This is a genomic window from Streptomyces sp. NBC_00690, assembly GCF_036226685.1.
Taxonomy (GTDB): Bacteria; Actinomycetota; Actinomycetes; order Streptomycetales; family Streptomycetaceae; genus Streptomyces.
In genome coordinates, this window is record NZ_CP109009.1 from 1526350 (window position 1) to 1542377 (window position 16028).

Annotated in this window: 14 protein-coding genes; 9 read left to right on the plus strand and 5 right to left on the minus strand. The window is 69.5% G+C overall.

Annotated features, from left to right (window positions below; genetic code table 11):
- Positions 1–208: 208 nt before the first annotated feature.
- The 6 genes from OID54_RS06725 (at position 209) to OID54_RS06750 (ending at position 8069) form a co-directional block, all read left to right on the plus strand.
- Entirely contained in the window at positions 209–2038 is a 1830-nt protein-coding gene (locus OID54_RS06725; protein WP_329015362.1) for an ABC transporter ATP-binding protein, read from the plus strand.
- Positions 2039–2119: 81 nt separating this feature from the next.
- Positions 2120–3439: an activator-dependent family glycosyltransferase gene (locus OID54_RS06730; RefSeq protein ID WP_329015365.1), complete on the plus strand. Its 1320-nt coding sequence runs from the start codon at positions 2120–2122 to the stop codon at positions 3437–3439.
- A complete protein-coding gene (locus OID54_RS06735) occupies positions 3436–4053 on the plus strand; it encodes a dTDP-4-dehydrorhamnose 3,5-epimerase family protein (protein ID WP_329015368.1) in 618 nt (205 codons plus the stop codon). Before OID54_RS06730 ends, OID54_RS06735 begins: the two co-directional genes overlap by 4 nt.
- Entirely contained in the window at positions 4050–5534 is a 1485-nt protein-coding gene (locus OID54_RS06740; RefSeq protein ID WP_329015371.1) for an NDP-hexose 2,3-dehydratase family protein, read from the plus strand. The genes OID54_RS06735 and OID54_RS06740 overlap by 4 nt, the downstream gene beginning before the upstream one ends.
- A 25-nt stretch (positions 5535–5559) precedes the next feature.
- The gene (locus tag OID54_RS06745; RefSeq protein WP_329015374.1) at positions 5560–6774 is read left to right on the plus strand and encodes a cytochrome P450 family protein; all 1215 of its coding nucleotides are present in this window, start codon (positions 5560–5562) and stop codon (positions 6772–6774) included.
- A gap of 11 nt (positions 6775–6785) precedes the next feature.
- Entirely contained in the window at positions 6786–8069 is a 1284-nt protein-coding gene (locus OID54_RS06750) for an activator-dependent family glycosyltransferase (RefSeq protein WP_329015377.1), read from the plus strand.
- Positions 8070–8131: 62 nt separating this feature from the next.
- Here the strand turns inward: OID54_RS06750 and OID54_RS06755 are convergent, their stop codons facing one another.
- Together OID54_RS06755 and OID54_RS06760 are read right to left on the minus strand one after the other, a co-directional pair.
- Entirely contained in the window at positions 8132–9442 is a 1311-nt protein-coding gene (locus OID54_RS06755; protein WP_329015380.1) for an activator-dependent family glycosyltransferase, read from the minus strand.
- Positions 9443–9597: 155 nt separating this feature from the next.
- Positions 9598–10434, minus strand: a complete 837-nt coding sequence (locus tag OID54_RS06760) for an NAD(P)H-binding protein (protein WP_329015383.1) — start codon at positions 10432–10434, stop codon at positions 9598–9600.
- A gap of 298 nt (positions 10435–10732) precedes the next feature.
- Between OID54_RS06760 and OID54_RS06765 the strand changes: the two genes are divergently transcribed.
- Together OID54_RS06765 and OID54_RS06770 are read left to right on the plus strand one after the other, a co-directional pair.
- The gene (locus OID54_RS06765; protein WP_329015385.1) at positions 10733–11866 is read left to right on the plus strand and encodes a nucleotide disphospho-sugar-binding domain-containing protein; all 1134 of its coding nucleotides are present in this window, start codon (positions 10733–10735) and stop codon (positions 11864–11866) included.
- A gap of 130 nt (positions 11867–11996) precedes the next feature.
- Positions 11997–12506, plus strand: a complete 510-nt coding sequence (locus tag OID54_RS06770) for a protein-tyrosine phosphatase family protein (protein ID WP_329015387.1) — start codon at positions 11997–11999, stop codon at positions 12504–12506.
- Between the two features lie 8 nt (positions 12507–12514).
- On the opposite strand, the gene OID54_RS06775 is transcribed toward OID54_RS06770, so the two are convergent.
- The 3 genes from OID54_RS06775 to OID54_RS06785 are packed head-to-tail and all read right to left on the minus strand — an operon-like array spanning position 12515 to position 14964.
- The gene (locus OID54_RS06775) at positions 12515–12934 is read right to left on the minus strand and encodes an ester cyclase (protein WP_329015390.1); all 420 of its coding nucleotides are present in this window, start codon (positions 12932–12934) and stop codon (positions 12515–12517) included.
- A gap of 26 nt (positions 12935–12960) precedes the next feature.
- Positions 12961–13860, minus strand: coding sequence for an alpha/beta fold hydrolase (locus OID54_RS06780; RefSeq protein WP_329015393.1), 900 nt, complete (start codon positions 13858–13860; stop codon positions 12961–12963).
- A gap of 39 nt (positions 13861–13899) precedes the next feature.
- On the minus strand, positions 13900–14964 hold the full coding sequence (locus tag OID54_RS06785) for a methyltransferase (protein ID WP_329015395.1): 1065 nt from the start codon (positions 14962–14964) through the stop codon (positions 13900–13902).
- A 225-nt stretch (positions 14965–15189) separates the two neighbouring features.
- On the opposite strand from OID54_RS06785, the gene fabG reads away from it, so the two are divergent.
- Complete coding sequence (gene fabG / locus OID54_RS06790; protein WP_329015398.1) at positions 15190–15975, plus strand: 3-oxoacyl-ACP reductase FabG; 786 nt, start codon at positions 15190–15192, stop codon at positions 15973–15975.
- Positions 15976–16028: the final 53 nt, after the last annotated feature.

Below are 16028 nucleotides of genomic sequence, written 5' to 3' on the forward strand. Positions count from 1 at the left end.
GTACCCAAAGCTAGCAGACAACTCCCATAGCGGATTCATCACATGCTAACTTGGGACTTCGGTGTCCCATTTTGATGATGGCCTTCTCCGCCGCCGCTCCACATGACTCCCCACGACACCGCGCACATCCCCGTGAATCTCCGTGAATCTTCATGAATCCCTGTGAAACGCCGCAAATCTTTATGTCTCCATACGAAAGGCCCCTCCCGTGACCGAACCGGATGTCTCCGAGACCGAGGCGCCGCCGCTGCGCTGGGCCAACCTCCGGGTGCTCTGGTCGTTCGTCTACCCCCATCGATGGACCCTGCTCGTCGCCTTCGTCCTCACCACGCTCACCACGGCCGCGATGCTCACCACGCCGATGGCGACCAAGTGGATCCTGGACGGGCTCGCCGAGTCGAAGCCGATCGCCGCGGCGATCTGGCTGCTCGTGGGGCTGCTGGTGGTGGGCGCCGTGGTGGGCCTGTTCCAGGCGGTCCTGCTCGGCAAACTGGCCGAGCAGATCGTGCTCGACGCCCGCACCTCCATGGTCAAGAGGCTGCTGCACGCACCGCTGGGAGTCCTCAACCGACGCTCGCCGGGCGAGCTGATCACCCGCGTCACCTCGGACACGGTGCTGCTGCGCGAAGCGGCGGCCTCCACCGCCCTGGAGTTCTTCGGTGCGGTCATCACCATCGTCGGCGCGCTGGTCCTGATGGCCCTGCTCGACTGGGTGCTGCTGCTCGTGATGCTGGGCACGCTGGTGGTCATGGCCATCTCCATCGGGCTGCTGATGCCGCCGCTGGCGCGGGCCCAGGAGCAGGCGCAGGCCGCGATCGGACGGCTCGGCGGAGTGCTGGAAGGCGCCCTGCGGGCGATCCGTACCGTCAAGGCGAGCCGTGGGGAGGGCCGGGAGAGCGAGCGGATACTCGCCGAGGCCCGCGAGTCGGCGCGCCAGCGCGTCCGGGCGGTCCGCATCGAATCGCTGACCTGGACGCTCGCGGGAGTCGGCTTCGAGGGTGCGATCCTGATGATCCTCTCGGTGGGGGCCTGGCGGGTCAGCCAGGACATGTTGCCGGTCTCCGGTCTGGTGGCGTTCCTGCTCTACGCCTTCTGGATCGTGGAGCCGGTGACCCAGTTGACCCAGACCGTCTCGCTGCTCCAGTCCGGTCTGGTGGCAGCCGCTCGCATCAAGGAGATCCAGGACCTGCCGGAGGAGCGGCGGCCCGCCGTCGTGCCCGCCGCGGACGAAGCCGTCGCACCGGCGGAGCGCACTCCGGCCTCCCCCGTGCTCTCCTTCCACGACGTCGTCGCCCGGTACGGACCGGACGCGGGCACCGCGTTGAACGGGGTCTCCCTCGGTATCGCACGGCGCGGCCACACCGCGGTCGTCGGCCCGTCCGGCGCGGGGAAGACCACGATGTTCTCGCTGATGCTGCGCTTCCTGCACCCCACCGAGGGATCGGTCCGCCTCGACGGTGTCCCCCTGGACCACTACGACCTCGACGAAGTGCGCAAGCGGATCGTCTACGTCGAACAGGACACCCCCCTGGTTCCCGGCACCCTGCGGGAGAACCTGCTCTACAACCACCAGGAGGCCGCAGAGGAGGACCTCTGGTCGGTGCTGCGTGCGGTGCGACTGGACGAGAGAGTGCGGGAACTGGAAGAGGGCCTGGACACCACCCTGTCCGACAGCGAGATCTCGGGCGGCGAGCGACAGCGCATCGCCCTGGCGCGGGCCCTGGTGGGCGAGCCGGAGATCCTGCTGCTGGACGAGGCGACCGCACAACTGGACGGCCTCACCGAGTCGGCGATCCACGACGCCATCGTCAGGGTGGCCGAGCGCGGAGCGGTGGTCACCATCGCGCACCGGCTTTCCACGGTGGTGGAGGCCGACCAGATCATGGTGATGGAGAACGGCCTCTGTCGGGCCTCCGGCACCCATGACGAACTGCTCGCGTCCGACGACCTCTACCGGGATCTGGTGGCGGCGCTGAGGATCGCAACGGTCAGTCAGCAGCACCGGCAACTCCAGGAGGACGGTGTGGGCGTTTCCTGACCGGGCGGCCATCCAGCGGTCGTTGAGCGGACTGCGAGGCAGGTGACCCACGCTTCAGGGCGAAAGAAGAGGAGAGTCTTGATGCGGGTCCTGTTCACGACCTTCGCAGCGACGTCACACCTGCACATCCAGATCCCGCTGGCGTGGGCGCTGCGGTCGGCGGGGCATGACGTCTGCGTCGCCAGCCAGCCGGATCTCGTGGAGTACATCAGTCACACGGGTCTCACCGGTGTTGCCGTCGGCGCGGAGTTACGCCTGGACGAGCAGATGAACGGCATGACCCGGGAGCGGGACGTCGGAGACGTCCCGCTCGCCGAGGAGGACCTCGACTTCGTCAACCTCACGGATCTGTCCGGGACGCATCCGGAGCGACTGACCCATGACTACCTCCATGATGCGTTCGAGGCGCTGACGAGCTACGTCTATCCGAGTCTGTCACCGCCTTCCATGATCGACGACCTGGTGGAGTTCGCCCGCTCCTGGCGCCCCGACCTGGTCATCTGGGACTGTCAGACCTTCGCGGGACCGGTTGCCGCGATGGCCACGGGGGCGGCGCACGCACGGCTGCTGTTCGGCCTCGACCTCATCGGGCGCAGCCATGCGGCCTTCCGGAAGTCCCTCATCGCACGACCGGCCGGCGAGCGCGACGATCCTCTGGAGCGCTGGCTCGGCCGGACCCTGGAGCGCTACTCCGTCCCGTACTCCGAGGAGGCGGTGACGGGGCAGTGGACCATCGACCCCATCCCGGGTTCGATGCGGGGGCCGGCCGGCGGCGACCACGTTCCCGTTCGCTATGTGCCGTACGGAGGGGCCTCCTCCATCCCCTCCTGGCTGTACGAGCCGGTGAAACGGCCACGCGTCTGCGTGACGCTCGGTCAGGCCGGTCGGGAGGTGCTGGGGGCCGACCACGCGCCGGTCGCCGAACTGTTGGAGGCGGTCGCCGATCTGGACATCGAGGTGATCGCCACCCTGAGCGCCGCCCAACTCCCGCCCACCGCACGCATTCCCGACAACGTCCGAGTGGCGGACCACGTCCCGCTGGACGCGTTGCTGCCGACCTGTGCGGCGATCGTCCACCATGGCGGCGCCGGCACCTTGCAGACCGCGCAGCTCCACGGCGTACCGCAGATCGTCTTCCCGGCGGCGCTGTGGGACGGCGCCGCCAAACGGAGCTACATCGAGTCCAGCGGCAGCGGGCTCGCCGTGCCCGACGACGTACCGCAGACCGCCGACTCGCTGCGCGCGCTGATCACCCGGGTACTGGACGACCCTTCGTTCACCCGCGCCGCGGCGAAGGTGCGCAGGGAGATGCTCGCCATGCCGGTGCCGCGGGACATCGTTCCCACCCTCGAACGCCTGACTGACGAACACCGTTCACAGCCTCATCGGAGCGAATCATGACGATCACCATGCAGTCGCGCGCCCTCAGCGTCGAGGGGGGATTCGAGTTCCAGGCCCGGGTCTTCGGCGATGACCGCGGCATCTTCGTGTCGCCCTACCAGGAGGCCGCCTTCGTGGCGGCGACCGGGCACAAGCTGTTCCCGGTCGCCCAGACCAACCACAGCCGCTCACGCCGCGGTGTGGTGCGCGGGCTGCACTACACCGTCACGCCGCCGGGCATGGCCAAGTACGTCTACTGCGCCCGGGGCAGGACACTCGACATCGTGCTCGACATCAGGGTGGGTTCCCCGACGTTCGGCCAGTGGGACTCCGCACTGCTCGATCAGGAGGCTTTCCGGTCCGTGTACCTCCCGGTCGGAATGGCCCACGGCTTCATCGCCCTGGAGGACGACACGGTGGTGTCGTACATGCTCTCCGGCGAGTACGTACAGGAGAACGAAGCCGCCCTGTCGGTCCTCGACCCGACCCTCGGGCTGCCGCTTCCCACGGACGTCGCCCCGATCCTCTCGGAACGCGACCAGGCCGCCCCCACCTTGGCGGAGGCCCTGGCGGCCGGGCTGCTGCCCGACTACCAGACCTGTCTGAAGCTCGACCGGGCGCTGAGGTCGGCATGACGGCGCTCACCGCCACCGGTCCGGCGACAGAGGTGGGCGGCGACCTCGGAGACATCGCCCTGCGGCTCGGTGAGTCGGTACGAGAACGCGGCGCGGACGGCGGGCCGCTGACCGGATTCCGCCAGTGGTTCGAGGAGTTCGGTGCACGCGCCTACACCCGGGTGCGACCGGCGCCACTGGCGGAGCTGGAGGGCTGGCGGCAGGACCCCGACACGGGCAACCTCCACCACAACAGCGGTGGGTTCTTCAGCGTGGAGGGGCTCTCGACCAGCCGTCCCCACGGGCCGGTGCAGCACTGGACGCAACCGGTGATCCACCAGCCGGAGATCGGTGTGCTGGGGCTGCTGGTCAAGGAGTTCGACGGGGTGCTGCGTGCCCTCGTGCAGGCCAAGGTCGAGCCGGGCAATCGCAACGGGCTGCAACTCGCACCGACCGTCCAGGCGACCCGGAGCAACTACCTCCGGGTCCACCAGGGCAAGCCCGTCCCGTATCTGGAGTTCTTCCGCGAGCCCTGGCACCACCGCCAGATAGCCGATGTGCGCCAGTCCGAACAGGGGTCCTGGTTCTACCGCAAGCGCAACCGCAACATGGTGGTGGAGGCGGTCGGGAAAGTCCCGCTCCTGGACGGCTTCATCTGGCTCACCATCGGAGAGATCCAGGAACTGCTGGCCGTCGAGGACACCGTGAACATGGATCTGCGTTCCGTGCTCTCCTGTCTGCCCCTGACGGGCCCCGGACTCGACACGGTCCTACGATCGGACGGCAGTGGTTTTCGGGGCGCGCTGGTCCGCTCCTGTGCGACGGCATCCGGCAGCCGGCACCCGACCGGCGAGCTGCTCCACTGGATGACGGAGATGCGCACCAGGACCGAGGTGAGCGCCCGACTCCTGCCGCTGGACCGGCTGTCCGGCTGGCAGCGCACACCCGAGCGGATCTCCCACGAGAGCGGTGAGTTCTTCTCGGTCATCGGCGTGGATGTGACCGCGGGGGGCCGCGAGGTGGCGCACTGGTCCCAGCCCATGATCCGCCAGCACGGCCGGGGTGTGATCGCTCTGCTCGTCGCCGAGATCGACGGTGTGCTGCACGCCCTGATGCACGCCAGGGTGGAGCCCGGATTCCTGGACGTCGTCGAACTCGCCCCGACCGTCCAGTGCATCCCCGACAGTCTGGCGGCGCTGCCCACCACGGCCCGCCCGGAGTTCCTGGACACCGTTCTGTCCGCCGCTCCCGAACAGATCCGGTACGACACGGTCCTGTCGGAGGAGGGCGGACGCTTCTACCACGCTCTCAACCGGTATCTGATCGTGGAGGTGGCTCCGACCAAAATCGAGTATCCCGACTACCGCTGGACCGCCGTCCACCAGCTCACCGAACTGTTGCGGCACAGCCACTACCTCAACGTCCAGGCGCGCAGTCTGGTGGCGTGTCTGCACGGTCTGTTGGAGTGCTCGGGGAGCACAGCGGGAGTCGAGGGAAGCTAGAGCGATCCGGCTTAATTTCGACCGCATGATTTCCACCAAGACCGACAGTGAGCTGGGCTCCCTGCTGATGTCGCTCCGGGGCATGCAGTGGATCTACGGCATCAAGGACGACCCCTACGCCCTGCTGCTGAGGGCCGAGAGCGACGACCCGCACGACCTCGGCCGACACGCCCGCGCACACGGCGAGGTGATGTGGAGCATGGCCGACGCCTGGGTGACCGCGAAGTACGACACCGCCGCCGAACTGCTGCGGGATCCCCGGTTCGGCGTCCGCTACCCCGTGGCGGCGGAGGGCAACGACGGTGAACCGACCTACGAGTGGCAACTCCCGGCCCTGCACCGGGTCCTACCGCTGGACGAGGTGTACCTGGCACAGGAGCGGAGCCAGTACCGGGAGCTGAGCACCCTGGCCCGGGCCACGGTGGGCACCGGCTTCGCCGCCGAGGTCGCCGAACGGTGCAAGGAGGCGCTGGGTCGACAGGACGGCGCCTTCGACTTTATGACCGAGGTCGCGCATCCGGTCGCGGCGTCCGCGGTGGCGGCGCTGCTCGGTGTGTCCCCCGCCGAACGGGAACGGTTCGTCGCACTGTGCGTGGACACCGCGCCCGCGCTCGACGCGACCGTGTGTCCGCCGCGGACCCCCACGGCACGGGCGTTGATCACCGCGGTCGATCAGGTCGGCGAGTTGCTGGACGCCGCGGGCAACGGAGCCGGCGCAACGGCCCGGGGGGTCGCGGGGCTGTTCGCCGTCGCCGGAGTACAGATGGCCGCCAACACCGCGGCCCGGACCGTGGCACTGCTGCTGGACCACGCCGAGTCCTGGGACCGGGTCCGAGAGGAGTCGGACTGCGCGGCGGACGCCGTCCAGGAGGCGCTGCGCCACTCCCCGCCGATGCGCATGCAGAAGCTGTACGCCTACGAGGACGTCGAGTTGGGCGGGCAGCCGATCGAAGCCGGCCACGATGTGGTGGTGCTGGTGGAGGCCGCCCAACGTGACCCCGATGCGTACCCCGACCCGGACCGCTTCGACCTCGACCGCCCTGCCGGAGCGCCGCTGCTCGCCTTCACCGACGACCTGTTCACGGGCCCGCTGGAGCCGCTGGTGAGGCCGCTGGCCACCGCCGTCGTGGCCAGCGCCGTCGCCCAACTGCCCGAGCTGCGCCGAGCCGGCCCTGAACTGCGCCGGCTGCGGTCCCCCGTGACCGGCGGTGTACTGCACCTTCCCGTTTCCACCGGCTGAAGGGTCGAACCATGCGTGTACTGATGACCTCCTTCGCGGAGCAGAGCCACTTCAGCGGTTCGGTGCCACTGGCCTGGGCGCTGCGGACCGCGGGGCACGAGGTGCGGATCGCCTCCCAACCCGCGCTCACCGCCGCCATCACCGGCGCGGGTCTGACCGCGGTACCGGTGGGTGAGGACCCGGCACTGCACACCGTGCTCGGCGCGGTGGGCGGACCGATGATGGCCCTGCACGATCGCCCGGACTATCTGGAGAGGCGCCACGATCAGCTCAGCCGGGACTTCCTGATGGGCCATGAGGCCGTGATGACCTCGCTCTTCTACTCCTGGATCAACAATGAGTCGATGGTGGACGAGTTGGTGTCCTTCGCCCGGGAGTGGCGGCCCGACCTGGTGATCTGGGAGCCGTTCACCTTCGCAGGCGCGGTGGCGGCGCGCGCCAGCGGTGCCGCTCACGCTCGGCTGCTCTCGTTCCCGGACATGTTCATGAGCACACGTCGGCTGCTGCGGAAGCACTGGGAGCGGGGGCCCGAGTCGGAGCATGACGACGCCCTGGGCGAGTGGTTGGGCCTGACGCTGGACCGCTATGGCTGTGTCTTCGACGAGGAAGTCGTGACGGGTCAGTGGTCGATCGACCAGATGCCACCGAGCGTACGCCTGTCCCTGGGGCAGCCCCTGGTGCCGATGCGCTACATCCCGTACAACGGCCAGGTCCCGACGGTGGTCCCGCCGTGGCTGCGATCGGCGCCCACCAGGCCCCGGATCTGTGTGACCGCGGGCATGACCACCCGCAATACCGGGGCGCCCAGCACCCTTTCGGTGGACGACGTCTTCGAGGCGGTCTCCGGGCTGGACGCCGAGGTGGTGGCCACGGTGGACCCCTCGGAGCGGGAGCTGATCTCCTCGGTACCGGACAACGTCCGGCTGGTCGACCATGTACCGCTGGACGTGCTGCTGCCGACCTGTGCGGCGATCGTCCACCACGGCGGCGCCGGCACCTGGGCGACCGCCGCCGCTTGCGGGGTGCCACAGATCTCCCTGGGCCGGGTGTGGGACGCGGTCTACCGGTCACAGCGGCTCGCGGAGTTGGGCGCCGGGCTGTTCCTGCCGGCGGGAGGAGTGTCGGCGGAGAGCCTGCGCTCGGGCCTGCTGCGGCTGCTGAAGGAGCCGGAGTTCCGGCTTCGCGCACAGGCGTTGCAGGCGGAGGTGAGTGCCGCGCCGCATCCCAACGAGGTGGTCGACGTGTTGGAGCGGCTCACCGCACGGCACCGGAGCCGGGCCGCCGCGCCGGCGTGACACGGCTCGGCCGCCGCCCCCGATGGAGGCGGCGGCCGGTCTCAGCTCAGCGGCGGCCGGTCTCAGCGGCGGCGGCCTAGGCGGGTGAGGCGTTCCAGTGCGGGCACGATGTCGCGGGGGGCGGGAGTCGCGAGCATCTCCCGCCGCAGCGCTGCCGCGTTCTCCGCGAACGACGGCTCGTCCAGCACCCTCAGCAGGAGGGCACGCAGTGAATCCGCCGTCAGCGCGGCGGTGTCCTTGACGTGGAGCCCGGCCCCGGCGGCTTCGACCTGCTGCGCCTTGATGACGTTGTCCATCATGTTCGCCGGCACGATGACCTGGGGCACTCCGTGCACGAGTGCGGTCTGCGTGGTCCCTGATCCGCTGTGGTGGATGATCGCCGAACAACTCGGCAGGAGCGCGTCCAAGGGGACGAAGTCCACCGCGCGCACATTGTCGGGCAGCGACGGCAGCGAGCTGAGCTGCTCGGCGTTCAGGGTGGCGACCACCTCGATGTCCAGATCGGCGACGCCCCGGAGCAACTCCCCCACATCGGCGCGGTCTCCCCCCATCAGTTCGCGGAAGGAGCGGCCGAGGGTCAGACAGACCCGGCGGCGCTCAGGCGGGGTCCACAGCCAGGGCGGAACGGTGGAGCGACCGTTGTACGGCGTGTACCGCATGGGGACGTACAGATGGTCGACCTCCAGCCGCATCGAGGAGGGAACCGTGTCCACGGTCCACTGTCCGAGCACGGCCTGTTCGTCGAATGCGACGCCGTACCTGGCCAGGGCGGTACCGAGCCATTCTTCGAACGGGTCATCGCGCAGAGCGGCGGGGCGCTCCTCCAAAGCGATCCGGTAGCTCTGGCGCATGCGGCCGATGACGTCGAACCCGAACATCATGCGCGCGTGGGCCGCGCCGACGGCCAGCGCGGCGACTGGGGCTGCGAAGGTCAGCGGATCCCAGATCACCAGGTCGGGACGCCATTGGCGAGCGAAGCACACCAGGTCGTCCATGACCTGAGGCGAGGAGATCTCCTGGAAGCTGGCCCCGATCCAGGCGCTGAACACCGCGTGCATATGGGAGTAGGTGAGCTTCTCCGGTCGCATCTCGCACAGGTCGAACAGCTCCCAGTTGACGCCGCCGCGCGCATCCCAGATGTTGGCTTCGTCGTGGAACTCCTCCTCGGTGAGCGGTGATACGTCCGCCCACTGGCCGATGTCCATGGGCTCGCCGATGGGCACGGGGGTGAGACCGCTGCGGACGATGTCGTCGACCACATCGGGGTGGCTCGCCACACAGACGTCGTGCCCCGCGGCCCGCAGTGCCCAGGCGAGCGGTACTTGGGCGTGCAGATGCGTCGAGGCGGCGAGGGTGACGAACAGTACGCGCATCGATGGGCTCCGCTCGATCACTGGAAGCTGGGGTCACGGTCACTGAAGACCGGAAGCGCTGAAAACTGCGGTCGCTGGTGTTCGGGTTGTCCAGGGCCCGGGGTTGTCCAGGGTCAGGGGCTGGACGGGGCCCTGAAATCAGGGGGCGGTCGCGATCACCGGAAGTCCATCAGATGGTCGGCGGCCCAGCGGGCCAGGTCGTGGGCGGGGCGCCCGGTGACCTGCTCCACGGTCGGGTGGACGGTCGCCGGCTGGTCAGCCCAGGTCGCCTGGTGGGCGAGGATGTAGTCGGCGATGTCGGCGGGAAAACCCTGGGCCAGCATGTCCGCACGGGCCTCGGCGGGCGAGACCTCCTTAAAGGCGATGACCCGCCCGAGCCCCCGTGCGATCGCGAGGACCTGGTCGCGCTGGCTGAGCGCACTGGGCCCGGAGATCCGAAGGATCGCCCCCCGGTGGCTTTCTTCCAGCAGGGCGGCGACCGCGACGGCAGCGACGTCGTCCTCGTGGACGGGCGCGCCCATGGCACCCGGATAGGCGGACCTGACCACCGCCCCGGTACGGATGGAGTGCTCCCACAGACTGAGTTTGTTGACGGCGAACTCGCCGGGCCGCAGATGGGTCCACTCCACTCCGCCCTCCTCCACCGCTTCCACCGCCTCTTCGACGTCTCGGTGCCCGCTCGGGTCACTTCCGTCGGTGACCGCGTCGGAGGAGAGGACCACGATCCTGCGCACCCCCAGCGATGCGGCCAGGAGGGCGACCTCCCGCGCGGTCTCGGCCACGGGGAAGAGATACATCCGCTCCACCCCGGTCAGCGCCGCGCGCAGCGTGGCCGGCTGGAGCAGATCCCCCTCGAAGACGGTGACTTCAGCGGGGAACTTGGCCGGGCCGACATCGCGCGTCAGCGCTCGGACGGGCTGGCCGGCGGCGACGAGCCGTCGCACCACGTGGCGGCCGACGTGTCCGGTCGCGCCGGTGACGAGTATGGCCATGGTCTCTCCTCCACACGTTGTAAGTCTTTGTGAACCTTTGTCACGCAGGTGCGCCTTTGTCCCGCAGCCGTGGCCCGCGCCCCGGGGGATGTGGCGCGGGTCCACGGCCGGGCGGTCGTCCGCTGTCCTGGTGACGGGTCCGCCGGACGATCACGATGCCGCGTGCGCCACGAGAGATTCCGGTGGGCCGCTGGAGCCGGGTCCACCGGGGTGCGCTGTGTCTCCACCGTTCTTCAGCCACACCGCGAGAGGCCGCTGCGACGCTCACCGGACCCAGCAGTTCGTCGACAGGGGAACCATGCGCGCGTTGTTCGTCACCTCTCCCGTACTCAGTCACGCCTTCCCGACGGTTCCGGTGGCCCACGCGCTGCTCGCAGCCGGTCATGAGGTCCGCTATGCGCTTGGAGCCGCGCTGGACGCCGTCACGGATGCGGGCCTGCCCGCCGTCGACGTCACCCCGGGGCTCGACTACGACAAGATCTGGGTGCCCGAGGGCGCCGAGGACCCGATGTACGTCAAGGACGCGGGGGTCGAGTTCCTCGCGGAGCTCTTCGGCCGGGTGTCGGGTGCCGAGGTGGACGGGGTGTTGGAGGCGGCACGGTCCTGGGCCCCGGATGTGATCGTGCACTCGGCCGCGCAGGGCGCGGGTGCGCTCGCCGCCAGTGCGCTCGGCATCCCGTGCGTGGAGCTGCCGTTGGGCCCGGCCGACAGCGACCCGCGGCTGGCCGGGCTGCTGCGGGAGGCCATGAAGGGGGACTACGCACGGCACGGCATCAGCGCGACGCCCCGGGCGACCGCGCGGATCAGCTCGGTCCCGGCCCGGCTGGCGCACCTGCTGCCCGGGGGTGAGCGCCCCGAGAACGAGTGGCTGATGCGCTACGTCCCCTACAACGGCGGCGGAACACTGCCCGCCTGGCTGCTCACACCGTCCGAGCGGCCCCGGATCGCGGTCACCTTGGGGTCGATCGGCGCGCAGTGGGGCGGGATCACCATGCTCGCCCCCTTGATGGCCGAGGCCGCGCGCATCGACGCCGAGTTCGTGTTGACGCTGGGCGGCGGCGATGTGGAGCTCCTCGGCGAGTTGCCGGAGAACGTACGGACCGTGGAGTGGGTGCCGTTGGCGCCGCTGCTGGAGACCTGTGCGGGGATCGTCCACCATGCCGGCTCCGGCACCTTGCTGACGGCCATGCGGCTGGGGGTGCCCCAGTGTGTGCTGCCGGACGGCGCCTACCAGCAGGCCAACAGTGCGGTGTTGGTGGGCAGCGGGGCGGGATTCACGGCTGATGCGACCACGATCGGGGGCGCGGAATGCCGTCGACTGCTGAACGACCGGGAGTTGCGCACCGCGGCGAGCGCGTTGCGTCAGGAGATGGTCGAAACAATGCCGACCCCGGCCGATCTGGTGTCACGGCTGGTGGCGCTGGCAGGCTGAGACGACCGGAGCGCGCAAGGAGCCCGGGCCCGCTCACTGCGGGCCCGGGCAACTCGTTTCCACGTCGGAGGCCGCCCCGGGAACCCTGCTGCCCCGGCGGCACGTTGGCCCTCCGGGGAGGGAGAACCCGGTGAAGAGGACACGTCAGCGCGACCGAGACATGCCTGGGCCCCAGGCACGCTGGGACGAGATCGTGCCAGGGCTGTGGATGGGCGGTCACTACTGGACCGATCCCGCGGGCGAGCTCCAGCCGGTCATCGTCGGCGCCGAGTTCGACCTCGTCGTCAGCCTCTTCACCCGCTCCGGCCATGGGCCCGAGTTCGGCATCGAGCACCTCGTCGCCGAGATTCCCGACGACCCGCTCACCGCTGATCAGATCGCCGCGGTCCAGCGCCTCGCACACTCCACCGCGCACGCCGTCCAGATGGGGCGCACCACGCTTGTCCGCTGCCACTCCGGCTACAACCGCTCCGGACTCGTGGTGGCGCAGGCCCTCGTGCACCTGGGCCAGGAGCCGACTACGGCGATCCGCCTCGTTCAAGAGAACCGATCCCCGTGGGCCTTGAACAATGTGACGTTCAGGAACTACCTCACCACGGGTCTTGATGTGGCCCGTCTCCTGACCGGGCTCCACGGCTAGGGATCAGCTCAGAGCCCGTCGGGTATCTGGCCCAGGACCCGGTAGAGGGGGCCGAAGTTCATCACGTCCCAGTGTGCGGTGACCCGACCCTGGTCGTCGAAGAGGAGTTCTTCGAGGTAGTGCCAGGACACCGGGGCGCCCGTGGCGGGTACGCCCATGAAATCGCCCCGGTGGGTCGCGGTGGCGGTGATCCGCAGCATCACCCGGTCGCCCTCGGCGACGATGCTCTTGGCCTCCAGGCGCAGATCGGGGAACGAGTCCAGGGTGCCGCGCATGATGTCGGCGATCTGGTCGGCGGGCATCCGGCCGCCGTCCTCGTCGTAGTGGACGGCGTCCGGGGCCCAGTACGCGATGACGGCGTCCGGGTCGCCCCGGTTCCATGCATCGACCATGCGCAGGGCGTGTGCCTTGTTCTCCTGTGGTGACATCGGATCTCCTGGTGCTGGGCGCCGGGTCAGGGCCGGGCGGCGGCGCGGGTGTGGGCGGTGATCGCTTCGGCGAGCGGGGCGTGGACGGAACGGGGCAGCGCATGCCCCATGCCGGGGATCTCCACCAGGCGGGCGCCCGGGATGAGTCCGGCGAGGTGCCTGCCGTGCGGCGGCGGGGAGATGGGGTCCTCCAGTGCCTGGATCACCTGGGTCGGCACCCGTACCTCGGCGAGTTCGACCGCCCGCTCGCGGGGGTGGGAGGCCAGTTGGTGGTGGGCGACGGGCTCGGCGATGGTGCCGGCGTGGTCGGCGGCCCGCTCCTCCCAGCGGCGGAAGTCCTCCGTGCCGAAGGGAACCTTGTCGCCCGAGAAGATCTTCGACCGGCGTACCCGTAGATCGAGTACCGCGTCACGGCCCTCGGCGGGTTCGGACATCAACGCCAGCGCGTCCAACAACGGCTGCTGCGGCAAGGGTAGACCGTCGACGGACGGCTGTCCGTTGAAGGCCCGTTCGATGTTGCCGTCGAAGTCGATGTCCAGTCCGCCGCCGAGCATCAGGGTCATGCTGAGGAGCCGTTCGGGGTGGTCGAGGGCGAGGAGTTGTCCCATCACCGTGCCCATCGACATGGCGACGACGTGCGCGGCGGTGACGCCGTGGGCGTCGAGGACGGCCACTGGGTCCCGCACCAGCTCCGCGTAGCCGTAGGGGTGTTCGGCGAAGTCACGGACGGTGGAGCGCCCGGTGTCCCGGTGGTCGTACCGGATGACCCGCAGTCCTTCGGCGGTCAGCAGGTCGACGAATTCCCGGGGCCACGCCTGGGAGGACTGATTCCCTCCGGCGATCAGCAGCAGCGGTGGGCCGGCAGGGTCTCCGAGGTCCTCACTCCACAGTTGTACGTCGTCGGTGGTCACGATCCGTTCGGGCATGCGGGGTTCCCTCTCGCGGGCGCTCTGGTTCCGTCCCCGTCAATCGACGGGGGTCATCTCGATCAGGCAGAAGTCGAACGGCACGACGGGCGAGGTGATGGGGGTGACGAGGGAGGTGATGGCGAGCCCGGCGGAAGCCGCCAGCTCGGACCACTCGGCCGTCGTCCGTACCCGACCGCCGAGGAACACCAGCATCCGCATGTCGAGGAGGCTGAAGTGGAGGTCGGCGGTGCTCGTCGTGGCGTCGGTCGAAGGTTCGGCGCGTTCGCGCAGGATCAGGGTGCCGCCCGGCTCCAGGGCGTCCCGGCAGCGCTTGAGGATGCGTCGGGCCTCGTCGTCCTGCCAGTTCAACAGCACCATGGAGAGCAGGACCAGGTCTGCGGTCACCGGTAGTTCGTCGAAGAAGTCGCCGCCGATGACGTCGATGCGGTCCGCGAGCCCCCGCTGGGCGATCTTGGCACGCGCCCGGTCGGCCGGGGACGGCAGGTCCAGCAGGGTGCCGCGCACCTCGGGCAGTGTCCGCACGATCGACTGGATCAATCCGCCGGGGGCACCGCCGACGTCGAGGACGTGCCGTACGCCGCTCCAGTCGTAGGTGGCGATGAAGCCCTCGTCGACCGCTTCCTCCTCGGTCGCCATGAGTGCGTCGAAGGACTCGCCCAGCTCCGGGTTGGCCGACAGATCGTCCCAGAACGGCCTGCCGTACAGGGCTTCATAGCTGGGGCGTCCGGTCTTGACCGCTTCCAGGAGTTGCGTGAAGGCGAGGTCGGCCCGGCCGATGATCTGGTCGAGCGCGAGCCAGGAGCGCTGTTGGAGCGGGTGGTCGTCGGCGAGCAGCAGTCCGAGTTCGGTGGGGCCGAACCGGCCGGGGGCACTCTCCTCGAACACACCGACGGCGGTGAGGTGGCGCACCAGGCGGTGCAGCGCACCGGCGTCGGCGCCGGTGGCCCGTGCCAGGTCCTTGGGGGTGTGCGCCCCGGCGGCCATGTGGTCCACCAGCCGCAGGGTGGCGGCGACCCGCAGGGACGTCGGTGTGACGAGGTCGACCAGCCGGAGGAAACGGTCGATGGGCGTGCCGTCGTGCTGACTGCTCGTGCTGCTCACGTGGGCGTCTCCCCTGGGTCGCTCGGACGTCCGTGCCCGGCGAGTGTGGTCCGCCCGTCTCGCAACCGTCTCGACGATCGCTGGGCCATCGTCGGAGCGGAAGTGGCGGACGGGTCAAGTGGGCCGCGAGCGGCCCCTGACAGCGTGGGCCATCGGCGTTCCGTTTGAGCGCGCACCCAAGGGACGTCGAAGGAACACCGAGGGACTTCCACGAACGGGGATCGCATGACGAGCAAGGAACTGAAGGTCGCCATCGTGACTGGTGCGACCAGCGGAATCGGCGCCTCGGTCGCCGCCCTGTTGGCCGAGCAGGGGCACCGGGTCTTTCTGTGCGGCCGTGACGCACAGAACGTCGCCACGACCATCGAGCGGTTCCGCAAGGAGGGGTACGAGGTCGACGGCCGGGCCTGCGATGTGCGTTCCACCGACGATGTGCACGTGTTCGTCGCGGCGGCCGTCGAGCGGTACGGTCCGGTCGGCATCCTGGTCAACAACGCCGGTCGCAGCGGCGGCGGTACGACGTCGACCCTCACCGACGAACTGTGGCGCGATGTGATGGCGACCAATCTCGACGGTGTCTTCCGTGTGACGCGCGAGGTGCTCACCACCGGCCGGATGCTGGAGGGCACCAGCGGCCGGATCATCAACATCGCCTCGACCGGCGGCAAGCAGGGGGTGATGTTCGGCGCCCCGTACTCCGCCTCGAAGCACGGTGTGGTGGGCTTCACGAAGGCGTTGGGTCAGGAGCTGGCGAAGTCGGGGGTCACCGTCAACGCCGTCTGCCCCGGCTATGTCGAGACGCCGATGGCCCAGCGGGTGCGGCAGGGGTACGCCGACTTCTGGGAGACCAGCGAGGACGAGGTCCTGACCAAGTTCGAGGCGAAGATTCCGCTCGGCCGGTACTCGACACCCGAGGAGGTGGCCGGTCTGGTCGGCTATCTCGTCAGCGACACGGCCGCCTCCATCACCGCACAGGCGCTCAACGTCTGCGGCGGGCTAGGCAACTACTGAGCCGACCGGAGGACGACCGACCACCGTGGCAGCGACGGGTGAGACAAGAGGAC

Excerpts from the sequence above, each read along its gene's own strand:
- OID54_RS06745 (WP_329015374.1), top strand. The coding sequence starts at position 5,560 with ATGATTTCCACCAAGACCGACAGTGAGCTGGGCTCCCTGCTGATGTCG.
- OID54_RS06735 (WP_329015368.1), top strand. The coding sequence starts at position 3,436 with ATGACGATCACCATGCAGTCGCGCGCCCTCAGCGTCGAGGGGGGATTC.
- OID54_RS06740 (WP_329015371.1), top strand. The coding sequence starts at position 4,050 with ATGACGGCGCTCACCGCCACCGGTCCGGCGACAGAGGTGGGCGGCGAC.
- OID54_RS06730 (WP_329015365.1), top strand. The coding sequence starts at position 2,120 with ATGCGGGTCCTGTTCACGACCTTCGCAGCGACGTCACACCTGCACATC.
- fabG (WP_329015398.1), top strand. The coding sequence starts at position 15,190 with ATGACGAGCAAGGAACTGAAGGTCGCCATCGTGACTGGTGCGACCAGC.
- OID54_RS06775 (WP_329015390.1), bottom strand. The coding sequence starts at position 12,934 with ATGTCACCACAGGAGAACAAGGCACACGCCCTGCGCATGGTCGATGCA.
- OID54_RS06765 (WP_329015385.1), top strand. The coding sequence starts at position 10,733 with ATGCGCGCGTTGTTCGTCACCTCTCCCGTACTCAGTCACGCCTTCCCG.
- OID54_RS06760 (WP_329015383.1), bottom strand. The coding sequence starts at position 10,434 with ATGGCCATACTCGTCACCGGCGCGACCGGACACGTCGGCCGCCACGTG.
- OID54_RS06755 (WP_329015380.1), bottom strand. The coding sequence starts at position 9,442 with ATGCGCGTACTGTTCGTCACCCTCGCCGCCTCGACGCATCTGCACGCC.
- OID54_RS06750 (WP_329015377.1), top strand. The coding sequence starts at position 6,786 with ATGCGTGTACTGATGACCTCCTTCGCGGAGCAGAGCCACTTCAGCGGT.
- OID54_RS06780 (WP_329015393.1), bottom strand. The coding sequence starts at position 13,860 with ATGCCCGAACGGATCGTGACCACCGACGACGTACAACTGTGGAGTGAG.